Below are 16,691 nucleotides of genomic sequence, written 5' to 3'. Positions count from 1 at the left end.
CCGCAGGCATCTCCATCGGTGCCCGCTGAACCCAGCGCGGTGAACTGACACCTACACCTGTGAACTGACCGTGCCCCGGGAGCCTCTGGCTTCCCGGGGCCCACTCCATCCAGAAGGGTAGCTACTTGACCTCCAAGAGCGGCCGTCCGTTGCGGCAAGCTGCGCGTCCATCAGCATTTACGACCTTGTTGAACAAGCCACAGCTTCTTTGACCTTCCTCGCTGTTGCATGGTCAAGTTCAGCCTGTGAATTGACCACACGCGGCCACACGCCCGCTTCACCAGTGAACTGAAGTTTTCCGTTCCGCCTGGCCCGCACCCACAAGATCTCCGGCTCTCTGCCCCAGGTATTGACGCTCAGGATGTTCTGGGCCGCGGCAAAGTAATCTCCATCCTTCCCTGGGACCTGGAGTTGTGAGGCGGCTGGGTCTAGCGGTTGCGACGAGGAGACCTTCTGCACGACCACTGGCAACGGCATCTGTGAGTTTGTGCGACGCTCGTCGATCAGGGCCGCAGCAAGGACGTCGGCCGTGAGGACAGGCGCCACGGCTGTGCCCAATTGTAGGGCCAGCGTTCCGACACGCAACGTCAGGTTTTTATCTCCCGTCAAGGTCAAAGGCAGGGCAGTTACCCAATTCAGGTGAGGAATGACCAGCGTGCTGACGATCAGCAAGGAAGGTCATACCCCCATATCCCCCAATAAGTAAGCTGAAATCCGGCACGCGGATCCTTGCGTATGCATCAACACCTCGTCTTCGGACAGCTTCTGGTAGGACATCGAGGCGAGCAGGACGCCACGGGCTCCAGCTGTTTGCGCGTCCTGGGCCAGCTCGAGTACATCCCGGGTGCGCAGCGCACCAATGCCGATGATGACGGGTACGTCGCCCGCGTGCTGAACGGCCAACTGAGCAGTGCGCCGGCGCTCGGTCCGCGTGAGATAGGCGTAACTGCCGGTTGCTGGAGTTCCTATGACCAGGACCGCTTCGTCTGTTTCACTCCTCAAGCCGTCTCTCCAACTGCAGCTGATGCCACGTCGGCATCGGCATCGTCACTCCAGGCCGCCGCAACGACCGTGGAGCGCCCCCTCCAGCCCAGCCAGGAGAGAAGTTCTTCCATCAGGCCCGGAGAGGCGCGGGTGATCCGGCAGATCGTGCTGGCCACCGACGGCTCGTATCACCGCAAATCTGGCCGGGGCGGTTGGGCGGCCGTCTGCACGGTTGGTGAGCAGCTCTGGAGTATCAGCAGCCACGTAAATGACGCGCACAGTGCTCACTGGATGGAACTGCTGGCCATCCCCAATTCTTGACCTGGGCGGTCGATCAGGCCTGCGCCGACCATGCTACGCAGGAAGAAGGCGGCCGCCGTGGTTTCCCGCTGTTGCTCTTGGCCATCATCACGGCGTACAGGGGGGTACTTATGTGGTCCGCATAACGCGGTAGATATCGGGATATAGTAGGCACCGATAATCCTAGCCAATATCACCCCGGCCCGTTCGGGCTGGGGATTTACGTGTCGGCCCAAGGCATCCGACTGGAGATCAAACTATGTCTACTCCCCTGCCTCTTGCTCAAGCTGTGACTCAGGATTCAACCGCCCTCCTCGACCACTGGCTGACCACCCAACTCAACGCGCCCACCCTCCGCCGGGACCTGGTGAGCGAGTCGACCCTACGAAAAGAGTCACAGGCCTTTCTGGCTGCCCTGGGTCCTGCAGTGGCATCCGGGCAGGTCAGTAACATTCACGCCAGCGAATGGGAAGGGGTGCGCGCCGTCCTGGACGCCCTATCGGAGTCCCGTGCTCAGCAGGGTTTCACGCCCGGCGAGGTGGCGACCTTCGTCCTTTCGTTCAAGCAGCCGCTTTTCGAGCAACTCCGGGTGGCCATTGGGAACGCCGATCAACTTGTTGGCGAGCTCTGGAATGCCACTACCCTGCTCGACCAGCTTGGCCTGTACACCATCGAGGTGTACCAGCGGAGCCGGGAAGCCATTATCGAAAGGCAACGTCAGGAAATGCTGGAGCTGTCGACCCCTGTCGTCAAACTCTGGGAAGGCGTGGTGGCGCTGCCGCTGATCGGAACTCTCGACAGCGAACGGACCCAGGTCGTGATGGAAACGCTCCTCGAGCGCATTATTGAGACCGGCTCCACACTGGCGATCATCGATATCACAGGCGTGCCTACTGTGGATACGCTCGTGGCCCAGCACCTCCTGAGAACCGTAAGCGCCGCGCAGCTTATGGGAGCGGACTGCATTATCAGTGGAATCCGTCCTCAAATAGCGCAGACCATCGTGCACCTGGGGATCGATCTGGCCGGAGTTACTACCAAAGCGACGCTGGCGGACGCCCTTCAGGTTGCATTGGCACGGCGCGGCTATTCTGTCGCGCGTGCGTCACGGAATTGAGGCCAGTATGGACCGCATTCCAATCCTGCAGTTGGGCGAAAATCTGCTTGTCAGCATTCAGGTCGACATGCATGATCAGCTGGCCCTGACCCTGCAAGACGACCTGGCCACCATGATTGTCAACAAGGGCGCGCGTGGCGTACTGATCGACATCTCCGCGCTTGATCTGGTGGATTCCTTCATCGGTCGTGTCCTGGGGAATATTGCTGCCACCGCACGCGTGCTGGACGCGCGGACGGTCATTGTGGGCATGCGTCCGGCCGTGGCCATCACGCTCGTTGAACTGGGCGTGACGTGGCAGCACATGCGCTCAGCACTGAACATCGAACTTGGCATGGCTCTGCTGCGTGCAGATATGGAAGACGCCTCAACCGCCCTGACCGATACCCACCGTGCCGGGTGACATCTGGCCACTGCAGACGGAGTCGGACGTGGTGCGGGTCCGGCAGGCGGTCCGTGCGCTCGCCGTAGAGTTGGGTTTCAGCCTGGTTGATCAGACCAAGGTGGTCACAGCTGCTTCCGAGCTGGCACGCAATACGCTCGTTCACGGGAGGGGTGGCCAAATGCTGCTCGAACGCATCACGGTGCCCCGCCGCGGCCTGCGGATGGTGTTTGAGGATCATGGACCCGGCATACCGGATCTGCCCCTCGCCCTGAGTGACGGATACACCACGGGCGGTGGCCTAGGGCTCGGCCTGAGCGGTTCGAAAAGGCTTATGAACGACTTTCAGATCGACACCCGCGTGGGTGAGGGTACCCGAATCACCACCACAAAATGGAAGTAGCATGCTCCGGAACCTGAAAGTCGAAGTGCGGGAAGCCAGTGCGGTCGGCGCCGCCCGGCGGGCAGCGGCCGAGTTCTCCGACACCATGGGACTTGGCGAGGCCCGCTCGTCGGACGTGGCGATTATCGTGACCGAGCTGGCCGGAAATCTGGTCAAGCACACGCCCGCCGGAGGGGAGATCCTGCTCAGTTTCACCCACCAGGGAGACATGGAGGTCCTGGCCCTGGACACTGGTCCTGGACTGGCCCAACCTGGAATGGTTCTTCGCGACGGCTACTCCACGGCGGGTACTCCCGGTACTGGTCTGGGTGCGGTGTCAAGACTCGCCTCCAATTTCGACTTCTACAGCACCCCTGGGAAAGGAACTGCGGTCCTGGCGCGCGTGGCCACAGGTATGACCGCACCTGTAACCGGCGTGCCGATGGACGTGGGAGTTGTGCATGTCCCCCACCCCCGGGAATACTTGAATGGGGACGGGTGGGCAGTGCAGTTAAGTGCAGGTCACGCCCGGCTGCTGGTGGTGGATGGCCTGGGCCATGGCCTGCACGCCCATGAGGCGTCCAGACAGGCATTGGACACTTTCAGGGCTTCGCCGCACCTGGCCCCCTCCGCGCTGCTAACCTCCGTACACGCCGCGCTGCGTAACACCCGAGGAGCGGTCGGTGCGGTCGCTGAACTCGATGCTGAAGAGCACACCATTCGCTTCGCTGGGATCGGCAACATTACCGGCGCCGTGGCCGACCACCTGGGCCGAAGGGGGCTGATGTCGCTGAACGGCACGCTGGGTCAGGACGTGCGTAAGATCACTGAACACTCCCTTCCCTGGCCCGCGGGCAGCGCGCTGATCATGCACTCCGACGGCCTGAGCAGCCTGTGGGACCTGAGCCGCTATCCGGGTCTGTTGCACCGCAGCGCCACCCTAATTGCCGGCGTGTTGTATAGAGATTTTCAGCGAGGTCGGGATGACGCGACGGTGCTGGTTGTCCGGGCAGTCCCATGAAACCGGTGACGCTGCTGTCGGTCAAAGTGCAGTTCGAGCAGGACGTAGTGACCGCCCGTGGACGGGCCAAACGCCTTGCACACCTGCTGAACCTCAGCCCACAGGTCCAGACCAAATTTGCGACCGCCGTGTCCGAACTGGCCCGCAACGCCCTGATGTATGCAGGGGGTGGAACCGTCGAGTTTCTCCTTGATGTTCCCGACCACCGGCTTCACGCGCGTGTTCACGACCGTGGCCCTGGTATCCCTCAGGTCGGGGCCATCCTGGAGGGGAATTATGTCTCATCGACTGGGATGGGGGTCGGGCTGGCAGGCACACGCCGGCTGATGGACAGTTTTGCGATCAAGACCCATCCCGGGGAGGGTACCGAAGTTCTTATCGGCGTGCTGTTGCCGCCGGGAACCTCTCTGGCTGCGCACAAGCTGGGGAGTCTGACTGATGCCCTGATCCGGGACGTGCCGTCCGGGCCTCTGGAGGAAGTGCGGGCTCAGAATCAGGAGTTGCTCCGGACGATGGCTGAGCTCTCCACACGTGAAGAGCAGCTTCAGGTGCTCAACCAGGAACTTGAAGACACCAACCGGGGAGTCGTCGCGCTGTACAGCGATCTGGAAAGTAAAGCGGAGCAGCTACGCGAAGCCAATCACGTCAAGTCCATGTTCCTCTCGTATATGAGTCACGAGTTCCGCACGCCCCTGAACTCAATTCTCGGCCTGACGAGAATTCTGCTTGAGCAGGAGGATGGCCAGCTGAGCCGTGAGCAGGAAAAACAGGTCTCACTCACGCAGAAAGCGGCGCGTGAACTGCTGGAGATGGTGAACGACCTGCTGGACACAGCCAAGGTGGAGGCGGGCAGAACACAGGTGCACGTCAGTACCTTCACCGTTTCGCCACTCCTGGCGACTATGCGGGGCCTGTTTCAGCCTCTGGTCAGTAGCTCTCACGTGCAGTTGATTTTCGAGGATACGTCGGCCCTGCCCGAGCTCCGCTCAGACGAAAGCAAGGTCGGGCAGATCCTGCGGAACTACATTGCCAATGCCCTGCGCTGTACAGCGCAGGGAGAGGTGCGAGTAGGAGCCCGGCTGGCTCCTGAAAGCGCGAGCATAGAATTCTACGTGTCCGACACCGGGATCGGCATTGCTGCTGAGGACCTTGGCCGCCTGTTTCAGGATTTCACGCAGGTCGGGCCGCCCATGCGGCAGGGCCAGGGCACGGGCCTGGGGCTCGCTCTGGCGCGGAGACTGGCGGAACTTCTGGGCGGCCGGGTTGACGTGAGCAGTAGCGTGGGGCAGGGGTCATGCTTTAGCTTCACGATTCCCCTGATCTATCAGGACACCGAAATTGGTCTCCCGGTTCCATCTCCTGTACTGGCCCGGCGTGGTGGTGAGGGAATCCCACTTGTTTTGCTGATTGACGACACTGAAAGCGACCGGCGGCTGGTCGGCAATCTGCTGCGGGAGCTGGGAGCAGATGTCGAGGAGGTGGACAATGGCGCGGTTGGCCTCGAGCTTGCGCAGACGCTGGCGCCCAACGCGGCAGTGCTTGATCTAAGCATGCCGGGCCTGTCCGGTGTGGACGTCCTCCGGGCCCTGCGAGTCCAGGAGGAGACGCAGACTTTGCCCGTGGTGGTGGTCAGCGCACAGGCTCCAGACGCTGACCTCCTGGGCATCCTAAATGACCTTGGGGCTACCTTCGTTCCTAAACAATCCCTCTATTACGAAGGGCGCGAAGTCCTGAAGCAGGTGATTGAGTCGCTGACAAATCCGGAGCCGGGACGATGATGCCGGCATCCCAGCGCATCCTGGTCGTGGATGATGATGAAGGGGGACGCTATCTCATCAGCCGGACCATGACCAGGGCCGGGTTTGAGGTCCTGGAAGCGAGCAGCGGTGACGAGGCCCTCGCACGTGTTGGCGAGGAGCCTGACGTGGTGCTTCTGGATGTCCACCTCCCGGACGTGGACGGCTTTGCGGTGTGTGCCCTGCTGCGTGCGGACGAGCGGTTTGCGCACGTCCCGATCCTGATGATGTCGGCGCAGTATTACAGTGCGGCATACCAGGCGCACGGGCTGGATGTGGGAGCGGACGCCTACCTGACCCACCCCATTGAACCCGACGTACTGCTCTCGACCGTTCGCGCGCTGCTCCGCGTCCGGGCAGCCGAAATCCAGGTGCGCAGGGTCAACGCAGGACTGGCCAATCAGGTCCACGCGGGCACGGCACGGCTGGCCGAGCTGAATGCTGAAATGAGCGCTTACACCCGTTCGCTGGCCCGTGACATTCAGGAGCCTCTTCGCCGCGTTCAGGGATTCCTGGGGTTATTACGGCGTCGGCTCACCCCCATCGAAGACCCCCAGATCGACCGGTATCTCATGATCATTGCTTCGGAAAGCGACCGGGTGAGCAAACTGGTAGAGGACCTAGCGGGTCTGGCCTTGAGCGAGGGGCGTGAATTACGCCCGACAGTGGTGCCCCTGAACCAGCTGGTGGTTCAGGTTCGCAGCGATCTGGAATCTGTATTGCGAGGACGAAAGATCGAGTGGCAGGTGGCCCCCCTACCTACGGTGACCGGCGACATCCTCCTGCTCCGGCAGGCGTTGACCAACATTCTGCACAATGCCATCAAGTTCACGCAGTACCGCGAACGGGCGATTATCGAGGTCGGCGGTGAAGTGCGCGGCGGCGAAGTGGTGCTCTGGGTCAGGGACAACGGGGTAGGCTTCGATCCAGGTGAGGCCAACCGGTTGTTTGAAGTGTTTCAGCGCCTGCATGGGGATACGTTCGACGGCGCAGGTGTCGGGCTGGCGAATGTTCGCCGGATCGCCAGCAGGCATGGCGGGCGGGTGTGGGCCAGCGGCGCGTCGGATGAAGGAGCGACCTTCTTCCTCGCTCTTCCTGAGTAGCTTGTAGAGTGATGAGAAGGGGCATGGCTTCGCGCGACGTCGCGCAGGATGCGGAGGCGAAGGCTGTATTCTACGGAATCCACGCTGAGGAATAGGATTCTATCGTAGACCGCGAAGCCGATGTACTCCGGGTACTGCCCGTGAAGTCGGGCTTCGACATCAGCAAACCAGTTGGCGTTCGGAATTCGCGTGGGGCTGGACGTAAGCCTGGGCAGATCTTGTGCGCTGATCGGAAGGGTCTGACCAAGGCGGCCAAGAGGAGGAGCCCAGGTATGGCGCGCCGGGTCATGCATGAAAGTGACAGACGGGCCCTGATGACGGATGAGCCTGTGCAGGTGCTCGCGTGATGGGCCTGATCGGGCACCTGCAAGGAGAATCCCCCATGACCCCATCTGCTTCTGTCGCCCAGCGCTTTGTTCCCGCTCTACGCATCGCCAACCTGACGCGCCGGGTGTATGTCGCTGATCTTCCCACCTGGATTCTGGAGGTCTTCAGACAGCTCGATGACCTGACCGGTTCGCGACGCGCCGGGGGGCACCTGGTGATCTATCACGGCGCTGTGAACACTGACAACGACGGTCCGGCAGAGGTCTGCACCCCGTTCACGGGCTCACTGACAGTGCCTGAAGGCGTGAGTGTGCGTGAGGAGCCGGCTCACCACGAGGCCTTCATGACCCTGACCCGGGCCCAGTTCGAGTTTCCGAATATTCTTTTGGCCTATGACGCCACCTGCGCATTCGCGCAGGCGCATGGGCGGTCCAGCTTCCTGTCGCTTCGGGAGGTCTACTGCCAGGTCGACGGAGAAGCCAGCCGGGCCGAAGACCTGGTCGACGACGTGGCCTGGCCGTTCATTCCAGCCAGGAGGGAGGAGTCATGATCCCGCAGGGAGAGTAACGAGACCAGCTGCCCGATCACTGCAGCGGAAGAGAACCAGGCAGCAACTGTTCCGCAGTAGCGCCATTTGACCGCACCAGTCCAGCTGCTGTGAACAACCCTTAAGAATGGATTAAACCTAAAGGTGGGCTGTTCCAACGGTTAAGCCAACATAACGTGTACAAAGGAACTATCCCTCACCTCACTCTTCTCTGACGACGGGGGCAAATCTTTCATATCGGGCCGCAAAGACGCACATTCCGTAGACGGTCACCTGGAATCTGCCGAGCGAATGGTGAGCCCCGCCCGACAGGAGACCACATGACTGCACGTCGCACTGCGCTTGGTTCCCTCCTCTCCGTGTCTCTGGTATTGAGTGCCTGCGGTTCACTCCCGCCCACACCGGCGAACGAGGTGACCCTGCGGCCGCTGATCACCTGGGGTCAGCCAGACGCCGGCGAGCACCCGTATGTCGGCACCCTGCTCTTCGTGCAGCAGGGCGAAGGCTATTACAGCTGCAGTGGAACGCTGCTCTCCCCAACCGTGATGCTGACCGCTGGGCACTGCCTCGAGGGTGGCGGCAGTGAAAACGACGTCACATACGTCAGTTTTGCTGAGAAACCCCTGGAGACCCGGGCCAAGTACTCCTCCACCGCTGCCTGGCTGGCAGCCGAGTGGATTCTGGCCAGCGACGTTGTTCCTCACCCCTTGTACAACGACTTCGCAGCGTTCCCGAACACCTATGACATCGGTGTCGTCGTATTGAGCAAACCCGTCTCCATGGCGACCTATGGACAGCTGCCTCCCCTCAACTACTTTGAGACCACCAGGCAGGCGCAGCTGAAGGCCCAGATTTTCGAACCAGTCGGGTATGGCGCCCAGGCCTGGAAGCCCGCGACCAGCAACAAGCAAATTCCGGACGAATACGCCCGCTATAAGGCCACGCAGCAGTTTATCGGCGTGGGGAGTTCCATTTCGGGGAGCCAGAGCGTTCAATTTACGAACAACCCCGGGCGGGGCGGTGGCGGAACCTGTTACGGAGACTCTGGTGGGCCGATCTTCCTGAACAATAGCAGCCAACTTGTCGCCGTCACCTCGTTCGGGATTGTCGCCAATTGCAAGGGCAATGACTTTGCCTTCCGGCTCGACACCCAGGTGGCGCAGGACTTCCTCGATCCGTTCCTCCCGTAAGTCGGAGAGTCCGGAACGCACGCCTGGAATGTCGTCTGGAACAAGACCGTTCTGCTTGATAACCTCAGTCCGATCAACGTCACGTGTATCACAGAACAAAATCAAGTCGTGCTCCACGTGCTTGACAGTGGCATTCTCTTTGCACTGACCACGCTGTACTATCTGCCCCTTGAGTATGGTTGTGGCCGTCTGCTGAACCACCTGGTCGGTAGGGCCAAGAGTGAACCCCCTCACGAGGAGGGGGCCAGAGCACGACGACTGGTTTAGAGGGTGCCCTTCAACGTGGTGGCCGCCTTGAACGCGAGCTTCTTGCCCGCAGGAATCTGAATTTTCTCGCTGGTGCCAGGACGGACGCCCGTGCGAGCGGCGGTTTCCTTGACGCTCATGGTGCCCAGGCCGGGCAGGCCGACGCTCTTGCCGGAGCGCACGGCTTCCAGGACGCTCTCGAGGAACACATCCACGGCCTGCCCGGCCTGCGCGCGGGTCAGGCCGGTCTGGTCAGCGACCGTGTCGACCAGGGCGGTCTTGCCGAACTTCACCGAAGCGGATTTTGGAGCGGCCGCTTTGACGGACTTGGGAGCAGCTTTCGTGGCAGGCGCTTTCGCAGACTTTTTCGTCATGCGCCTACTGTGCTGGGGCACTCCACGAAAACGCAAGGGGGGAGGGAACGCCCCACCATGCCCCTGGGCCCCACCCTCACTCAGGCCACTTCACAGAAAGCCGCCTCGACATCCAGGGTGTCGATCACCGTCGATCCGGAGCCCACCATCAGGATTTCGACGTCCGGCTGCCCGCACTGCCGGTGCTTCCCGATCCGCGCGCCTCTCCTCTAATCCTCCTCCTCCTCCTTCCTGTCTTCTCCCTTGCTGTCCGTTTGTGCTCCCGCTCTTGCTCAAGCTTCGGGAAAACCACCAGCTTGAGCGAGTCTTGCAGCGCTGCCGCAAGCAAACGCTTCTACAAGTGCTGGGCGGCCTCTCGTGCCACTGGACTGCGGTTGTACACTTCACCAGGCACGCCCGGTGCTCTCTGTGGCGCCTGCTCACCCCTTGCTGAACCCGCCCACCCCGGGCTGTCTCCGGGTCTGTTCCTGTCCGCCGCTGCATAAGCCGAAGCGTGATGGGTTATCCATTTGCTCATGGCTGTGCTGATGCTGGGATGAACGACATGACTGGAGCGCCAGGGTGAACGAGCAGCCCCTGTTGCATCGCGCATGCGGGATGCCAGGAGAATGCACCGAACAGCACTCGGGAAGGACTGACGGCCCGCTTCAGCCCGTCCCGCCCAGTGTGGCTGTGTCGTATCGACCATTGAGTTCTCTCAGCAGACCGGAGCAGGACGACGACCCATTCATCGAGGACACGTGAACGGAGCCCTGCAAGCAACGATCAACCGACTATACGCAGTCTTCTCCAGCTACGCCATGCCCGTACACGTTGAGATGTCCTCTTGCCGTACCTCGGACACGGAACTCGGAGCGCTGCGCACACTGCTGCTAAGAAGCGTCCCTGCGGGCAGGCTCGTGTCTCCTACTCCGTTGTTCCAGGCTCAGAAGGCACCAGCCGGTACCGTCCTCGCGCCACCCACTCCAGATCGGGATATAAACCCGCATGAGGCCCCACGGCATTCACGCACATGAACGTGCTGATATGCCGGCGAATCGTGAGATCCAGATGCTGCGTTCCTCGCGCCCGCATGACATCAATCACCTGCTGCATCGAGAAGGTTCCTTCCGGGTGCTGGTCACCGAGTTGCCGGGCGGCCGCGCGGATTTCCTCCCGGCAACTCTCCTGCTTCCGGCGCTTCACCTGCGTCCTGAGCGAAGAGATAAACGTCTCCGCTGAACGAAAGGAGCCGGTGCGCTCTGCATCAATCGGAAGTATAGGCGGCTCACACCCCCGGTATTCACCCCCCTTAAAGAAGCCCAGAAAAAGAGCGCTGTCACAACCCGGCCCCTACCTTCAACGTATGCAAGACCACCTCCTCGCTCACGTGATCGCCACCGCTCAAGCGCTGGCACGTGACCTGGGAGACGACGCCCTGCTCCACCGCCTCACCCAGCTCCACCACCGAGCCCACCTGGACCGCCCAGAAGACCTCCAGCAACTTCTTCAGGAATTCGCCCTGATCAACCACGCGCTCAGCCGGCCCAGTCACGGACACCCGCCCCGCACGCCTGTAAGCTCCCTGGCACGTCACGCGTGTTCTTCAGACGAACCCTCCAGAGCACCCATGCCAGAACACGGGCAGGCATTCCCCCCCACGACAAGCTGATTCTTGCCCCGCTGTTTGGCGGCGTACATCGCCTGATCCGCCTGTTTCAGTGCCGGCTGCCACGGCGCCCCCGGCTCCACCCACACCGCGCCCACACTCATCGTTACCGCCAGCGGTCCCAGCGTGTCTAACAGGCCCTGCGTGTCCGTAATAACGGACTGGAGTCGTTCGAGCGCTTCATGCGGTTCCAGAGCAGGAAAGAGCACCAGGAACTCCTCCCCGCCCCAGCGGGCCGCATACCTGGCTTGCCGTAATCCCTGCGCCATCCCAATCAGCACCCGGTCGCCTTCCAGATGCCCGAACACGTCATTGATGGTCTTGAAATCGTCGGCGTCCACCACTGCCAGCAGGTAGCCCTGTTGACTCCGCTGGAGCTGGTCGCAGGTCTGCTCCAGGCTGCGGCGGTTCAGCAGGCCCGTCAGGGGGTCCTTATCCGCCAGCCGCGTCAGGCGCTCCTGATCATCGAGCAGCTGGGTATGTCCCAGCCTGAACCAGAAGAGGGCGTCCCGGAGGATGAACAGGGTGGCCAGCGAGAGTTGGCTGCTGGCGAACGCAACCAGTCTGCCCGAGGTGAGGGGGACAGGTGCCGACCAGAGGGTCACGCCCAGGGCGCCGGCCTGGAGGAGAAACAAAGTACCCACGAAGGTCAGGGCCGCGCGACGTCTCAGGACCAAAAAGCCGGAGACCGCGCACAGCAGCAGGCCGATCAAGGCCTGACTGTCCAGAACGACAGGCGGTGGTTGGGTGGTGAAGATCTCGAGGAGGCTGCGGCCGAGCACCACGCTGGTCAGGAGGAGCATAGCGCTCTGTTCCAGGCGGGGCACACTTACGCGGCGCGCCCACAGGAGGGCGCAGGCCACGAAGCTGAAGGCGATCAGCAAGGGTTGGGTGATCAGGAAATAGGGGCGAGCTGAGGCGGGGTCCAGGAGGGCGGACACGAGGATGAGGACGCAACGGGATGCCTCCCAGGACAAGCTGATCGTGACAGTGCTGCACTTGAACCCACACACCACGAATACTGTGCAGGCCATACAGAACGCCATCCAACCGCACCTGTAACCCGCTGGAAACGGTACGGGTACGGAAGTGGCATGAGTGATCAGCGTACGGTGCCTGAAGGCCAAGACAGACGCTTACGCACTCTGGTGCCCGTACGGGTACGCCGCCCGCGCCGCCTTCCAGTACTCCAGGAAGGCCTCCACCTGCGCGACGAAATCATCGAATGTCGCTAACTTCACCAGGTACGAGCTCGCGTGCAGACTGTACGCCTCCCGGATGTCCTGCTTTGCATTCGAAGTGCTCAACATGACCACAGGAATACCCCGCAGCTCGCGTTGGTCTTTCAACCACGCCAGGACCTGAAATCCCGTGAGGCCAGGCATGTTGATATCCAGCAGGATGACATCTGGAAGCCAGCTCCCGGACTTCAGGAGTTCCAAGGGTTCCGCGCCACTCGAGGCACGCGTGAGCGTGGATTCCGGCTGCAGTTGCGCGAAAGCTTCCTGCGCGAGGAGTCGGTCTGTGGGACTGTCGTCTATCAACAGGTAATGCTGCGGTATGGCGTCCATTCCGCAGGGTACGAACTGGGGCTCAAAAAATGCACAAGTGAGCAACGGTAGAGCGCAGGACTCAGGAAACGGACGTCAGACCTGAAGCGCCCTCCACCGTGACCTCAGTCAACGCAGTGGCACTGGCTTCGCGCTGGTGGCAACCGTCAGCAGCACCGTCGCAGGCAGGGCCTTGTTCGACATTGATAGCTTCCCGGTCCGGTTGTAGTGCTGCGCCGTCACCATCGGTGTTCTGGGTCATAGGTCTCCTGTCGTGCGGTGTTGCGTCCTTCACCGTGACGGGGCACATGTGGAGCACGCAAGTGCCCGGCTCCGAAACCTGGGTCCTGCCCCTTCCCCAAAGAGCAGCAGCACGCCAAGGAGTTGGTCGGCGCATTGTTCACGCCTCCCACGGCTGGTCCTGTTCGCCGGGGGACCTGTCCTCCCGGGGATCGCTGTTCGCGAATCGAGAACGCTGAAGGCAGGCCGACTCAGGCGCTCGCCCTCACCGGGAGCAGGAGGTCACTGGCTCAGCCGTTTCTGCAGGTCGTTCCAGCCACCCGACCCGTACCCGTCCGGCGCGTTCCCGTGCAGCACCCGCCACTGCCAGGGCGCCTGTGTCTACATCGCCTGCATTCTGTTATGGCTTTGATACCTCAGCCAGACAGACCCTAGGCCTGGGGCGCGTAGCCGAGCAGAGCCTTGACCTCCAGAAACTCGCTGAAGGCAAAGTCCCCCCACTCGCGCCCGTTGCCGCTCATCTTGTAGCCGCCGAACGGCGCCATCAGATCGAACGCGCCGTTGAGCACCACCTGTCCAGCGCGCAGCTTGGCCCCGACCTTGCGGACCTGCGTGAGGTCGGCGCCGCTGACATAGGCCGAGAGGCCGTAATCGGTGTCGTTACCAATCTCGACGGCCTGCTCGACCGAGTCATAGCCGAGAATCACGAGGACCGGCCCGAAGATTTCCTCGCGGGCAATGGTCATGTCATTGGTTACGTTCGCGAAGACGGTGGGCCTGACGTAGTACCCCCGCTCCAGCCCTTGCGGCCGGCCGGGTCCCCCGGCCACCAGCGTGGCGCCCTCATCGATGCCGCGCTGGATCAGTCCCTGAATCTTGTTCCACTGCACTTCGGAAACCACCGGCCCCAGCATGGCGCCGCTGTCCGGCGCGCCGACGGTCATTTGTTCGGCGGCGGCGCGCGCGCTTTCGATGGCCTCAGCCATGCGCCGGGCGGGCACCAGCATGCGGGTGGGGGCGTTACAGGACTGCCCGGAGTTGTTCATCACCGCACGCACCCCGCCCGTCACGCTTTTGGCAAACAGTTCGTCGTCCAGCACGATATTGGGGCTCTTGCCGCCCAGTTCCTGATGCACCCGCTTGACCGTCGGGGCGGCATTGCGGGCCACCTCGATCCCGGCGCGGGTGGACCCGGTGAAGGACACCATGTCCACGTCCGGGTGGCTTGACAGCGCCACACCCACGCTGGGACCGTCACCCTGCACCAGATTGAAGACGCCCGCCGGGACGCCCGCCGCGTCCATGATTTCCGCGAAGATCTGCGCACTGAAGGGCGCGACCTCCGACGGTTTGAGCACCATGGTGCAGCCGGTGGCGAGCGCGGGCGCGACCTTGCACATGATCTGGTTCAGGGGCCAGTTCCAGGGCGTGATCAGTCCGCACACCCCGATGGGCTCCTTAACGATCATGGTTTGGCCGCGCTGTTCCTCGAAGGCGTAATCCTTCAGAATGGCGACCGCACTGGCAAGGTGGCCCGCGCCAATCGGCACCTGCGATGTGCGGGCGAGGGAGGCGGGCGCCCCCATTTCCTCGGAGACGGCCGTGGCGAGGTCGGCTGCACGTTTCTGATACTCGGCGGCCACCCGCTCCAGAACCTCCAGCCGCTCCTGCGGGCTGGTCTGGGACCAGGAAGCGAAGGCAGTCCGGGCAGCCCGGACCGCCCGGTCCACATCGGCGGCCGTACCGAGAGCGACGCTGCCGCATACCTCTTCGGTGGCTGGGTTGAGCACGTCAAGGGTCTTGAGTGATGCCGGCTCGACCCACTCGCCGCCGATATAGAACTTGTGGTATTTGCGCATCGTCTGTCCTCCAGAATCCCGGTCGTTGTGGCGCCACCAGGCGGCGGGAATCCGCCCTGGCCCGGACGTAGGGCCGGCGCGCAGTCCTTCCCCTCGGTGGAGGCCCAGCGAAAGCGCCCAGGTCTGTATGTCGGGCGCTCAGGGTAGCACCTGTGGGCGACGGTAGCCGGACCAAGGTCGTTCGCCCGCCAGCACCCGCAAGGCTGACAAGGCCGCGGGTGACGGGAGGGTCGGGCGTTGATCTGGTCAGCCTCTAAGAAAGCGCCGGGCTTACACCGACTGCGGTGCAGGCGCATCCACCCGTGAGGCCAGGGAATGCAACCACTCAGCTGCCGCGTGCCGCAAGGATGTAGGCCGGGCAGTCCCTGCCCGTTTCGGGGTGGAGGCGTACTGGCACTCGGCGGCCACCCGGTCACTTACGCGCTGGACTTCGAACAGGAAGCGGGCCTGATTGATATCCATTAGAATTCCTCCTGCTTCTACCGTAGACCCTCCAGTTGCTGGAGAGTCAAGCAGGCTCACAAGCACCACGAGTGGAACTCTCTCACGGCAGGCGATCCTTCAAGGGTTTGGAAAGGCCGCTCCAAATGACCCGGCGGTATCCAGCCTCAACAGCCAGCGGACCTCGGTCACCAGCCGGCTCAGATCAGTGCACTCCCATGGGCCCACGCAGAACACTTCAACGTGAATGAAATCATGCTGGAGCACAGCAGACGGGTCATCTCCCACGAGTACACGGTCTTCCCGTGCCTGCTGAAACACTGCCGCCTTCGTGTGCCCCAAATACTCGTATAGCCCGACATGCTGCGTGCCGTACCACAAACCTCCAGGCGTCCAGCCCGCCTGAATGCGCGTCGCGCCCGCCAAGGGAGCTTCAAGTTCGAACCCCATGTACACGTCAAGTAGCGACCGGGGGTCTGGGGGTCTTCCACGGCGGGCCGAGTCTGGCAGGGAGTAGCTCATAAGTGGACTGGTGGGCTCAATACCCTGCTGGCCGAGGTACTCGCTCAGCTCTGCACGGGCCGCCTCGCGGGCGTCCTCCAGATCGCCCAGACCGACCCGGTCATGCACGAACACCAGCGGCACCGATGGACGCACCCTACCCTTCACCGCATACACCTGAGGGTGCCACGGATAGTCGCGCCGACGGGTCAGGCTTCGGATACCACTGTTCAGTTCGTGTACCTGTGCCCTCAACCGCTCGATATGCCGGTTGAACAGCTGCGCCTGGTGCTCCCGCGTGGGTTCGCGCATGAACTCACGCAAATCTTCCAACGGAACCTGGGCGAAGCGCAGGTTCTGCAGGAGACGAGCCTGCTCCACCTGCGCCGGCGCGTAATAGCGGTACCGGCTCACCTCATCGACGAAAGCGGCCTTGAGAATGCCTTCGTCGTCGTAATACCGGAGTGTTTTGACGCTGATCTGGCTCATGCTGGACAACTGCCCAATGCTGAGCCGACCATCTTTTCCAGACTGCCCCATGCCTTCAGGGTAGCTACCCCGAGAAGCCGACATTGAAGGGTCAGGACCACTACCTTGCGCCACAGCTCAAGCTCCCACCACACGTCGTTTCCTTGCGCGGCACACATGTGAGGATGACCCGATATGGCGTAGATGGAGATAAG

20 protein-coding genes are annotated in these 16,691 nt (G+C 62.3%); 9 read left to right on the top strand and 11 right to left on the bottom strand.

What is annotated here, in order from left to right; genetic code table 11:
* Positions 1-177: 177 nt before the first annotated feature.
* Complete coding sequence (locus IEY49_RS19075; RefSeq protein WP_189011685.1) at positions 178-672, bottom strand: hypothetical protein; 495 nt, start codon at positions 670-672, stop codon at positions 178-180.
* Between the two features lie 6 nt (positions 673-678).
* Positions 679-1,002, bottom strand: a complete 324-nt coding sequence (locus IEY49_RS19070; RefSeq protein ID WP_229780920.1) for a dihydrodipicolinate synthase family protein — start codon at positions 1,000-1,002, stop codon at positions 679-681.
* Between the two features lie 132 nt (positions 1,003-1,134).
* Here IEY49_RS19070 and IEY49_RS19065 point away from each other — a divergent pair, with 132 nt between their 5' ends.
* The 9 genes from IEY49_RS19065 to IEY49_RS19025 all read left to right on the top strand — a co-directional run bounded on the left by IEY49_RS19065 (position 1,135) and on the right by IEY49_RS19025 (position 9,149).
* Positions 1,135-1,305 (top strand): RNase H family protein, encoded by a 171-nt coding sequence (locus IEY49_RS19065; RefSeq protein ID WP_189011684.1) that lies wholly within the window; start codon positions 1,135-1,137, stop codon positions 1,303-1,305.
* Positions 1,306-1,543: 238 nt separating this feature from the next.
* Positions 1,544-2,401 (top strand): STAS domain-containing protein, encoded by an 858-nt coding sequence (locus IEY49_RS19060; RefSeq protein WP_189011682.1) that lies wholly within the window; start codon positions 1,544-1,546, stop codon positions 2,399-2,401.
* Positions 2,385-2,804, top strand: coding sequence for an STAS domain-containing protein (locus IEY49_RS19055; protein WP_229780919.1), 420 nt, complete (start codon positions 2,385-2,387; stop codon positions 2,802-2,804). Before IEY49_RS19060 ends, IEY49_RS19055 begins: the two co-directional genes overlap by 17 nt.
* Entirely contained in the window at positions 2,794-3,186 is a 393-nt protein-coding gene (locus IEY49_RS19050) for an anti-sigma regulatory factor (RefSeq protein ID WP_189011680.1), read from the top strand. Before IEY49_RS19055 ends, IEY49_RS19050 begins: the two co-directional genes overlap by 11 nt.
* 1 nt (position 3,187) lies before the next feature.
* Positions 3,188-4,186 (top strand): SpoIIE family protein phosphatase, encoded by a 999-nt coding sequence (locus IEY49_RS19045; protein WP_189011677.1) that lies wholly within the window; start codon positions 3,188-3,190, stop codon positions 4,184-4,186.
* A complete protein-coding gene (locus tag IEY49_RS19040) occupies positions 4,183-5,964 on the top strand; it encodes an ATP-binding protein (RefSeq protein WP_189011675.1) in 1,782 nt (593 codons plus the stop codon). Before IEY49_RS19045 ends, IEY49_RS19040 begins: the two co-directional genes overlap by 4 nt.
* Positions 5,961-7,085: a sensor histidine kinase gene (locus IEY49_RS19035; RefSeq protein ID WP_229780918.1), complete on the top strand. Its 1,125-nt coding sequence runs from the start codon at positions 5,961-5,963 to the stop codon at positions 7,083-7,085. The genes IEY49_RS19040 and IEY49_RS19035 overlap by 4 nt, the downstream gene beginning before the upstream one ends.
* Before the next feature lie 382 nt (positions 7,086-7,467).
* Complete coding sequence (locus IEY49_RS19030; RefSeq protein ID WP_189011673.1) at positions 7,468-7,962, top strand: GyrI-like domain-containing protein; 495 nt, start codon at positions 7,468-7,470, stop codon at positions 7,960-7,962.
* A 317-nt stretch (positions 7,963-8,279) separates the two neighbouring features.
* Complete coding sequence (locus tag IEY49_RS19025) at positions 8,280-9,149, top strand: trypsin-like serine protease (RefSeq protein WP_189011671.1); 870 nt, start codon at positions 8,280-8,282, stop codon at positions 9,147-9,149.
* A 263-nt stretch (positions 9,150-9,412) separates the two neighbouring features.
* On the opposite strand, the gene IEY49_RS19020 is transcribed toward IEY49_RS19025, so the two are convergent.
* From IEY49_RS19020 to IEY49_RS18980, 9 genes are all read right to left on the bottom strand, one after another.
* The gene (locus tag IEY49_RS19020) at positions 9,413-9,769 is read right to left on the bottom strand and encodes an HU family DNA-binding protein (protein ID WP_189011669.1); all 357 of its coding nucleotides are present in this window, start codon (positions 9,767-9,769) and stop codon (positions 9,413-9,415) included.
* Between the two features lie 906 nt (positions 9,770-10,675).
* Entirely contained in the window at positions 10,676-10,954 is a 279-nt protein-coding gene (locus tag IEY49_RS19015; RefSeq protein ID WP_189011667.1) for a DUF7669 domain-containing protein, read from the bottom strand.
* Positions 10,955-11,087: 133 nt separating this feature from the next.
* On the bottom strand, positions 11,088-11,303 hold the full coding sequence (locus IEY49_RS19010) for a hypothetical protein (protein ID WP_189011665.1): 216 nt from the start codon (positions 11,301-11,303) through the stop codon (positions 11,088-11,090).
* Between the two features lie 38 nt (positions 11,304-11,341).
* Positions 11,342-12,358 carry a GGDEF domain-containing protein gene (locus IEY49_RS19005; protein ID WP_189011664.1) on the bottom strand — a complete coding sequence of 339 codons (1,017 nt, stop codon included), beginning with the start codon at positions 12,356-12,358 and terminating at the stop codon, positions 11,342-11,344.
* 195 nt (positions 12,359-12,553) lie between these two features.
* Positions 12,554-12,988 (bottom strand): response regulator, encoded by a 435-nt coding sequence (locus tag IEY49_RS19000; RefSeq protein WP_189011661.1) that lies wholly within the window; start codon positions 12,986-12,988, stop codon positions 12,554-12,556.
* Positions 12,989-13,049: 61 nt separating this feature from the next.
* Positions 13,050-13,229, bottom strand: coding sequence for a hypothetical protein (locus IEY49_RS18995; protein ID WP_189011659.1), 180 nt, complete (start codon positions 13,227-13,229; stop codon positions 13,050-13,052).
* A gap of 409 nt (positions 13,230-13,638) precedes the next feature.
* Complete coding sequence (locus tag IEY49_RS18990; RefSeq protein WP_189011657.1) at positions 13,639-15,066, bottom strand: aldehyde dehydrogenase family protein; 1,428 nt, start codon at positions 15,064-15,066, stop codon at positions 13,639-13,641.
* A 270-nt stretch (positions 15,067-15,336) separates the two neighbouring features.
* Positions 15,337-15,528 carry a hypothetical protein gene (locus IEY49_RS18985; RefSeq protein WP_189011655.1) on the bottom strand — a complete coding sequence of 64 codons (192 nt, stop codon included), beginning with the start codon at positions 15,526-15,528 and terminating at the stop codon, positions 15,337-15,339.
* A gap of 99 nt (positions 15,529-15,627) precedes the next feature.
* On the bottom strand, positions 15,628-16,548 hold the full coding sequence (locus tag IEY49_RS18980; protein WP_189011653.1) for a MerR family transcriptional regulator: 921 nt from the start codon (positions 16,546-16,548) through the stop codon (positions 15,628-15,630).
* Between the last annotated feature and the right edge of the window lie 143 nt (positions 16,549-16,691).

Origin of the sequence: Deinococcus malanensis, from assembly GCF_014647655.1 — a bacterium.
In the GTDB taxonomy this organism is placed as follows: Bacteria; Deinococcota; Deinococci; order Deinococcales; family Deinococcaceae; genus Deinococcus; species Deinococcus malanensis.
This window is presented reverse-complemented; position numbering and strand designations above follow the sequence as displayed.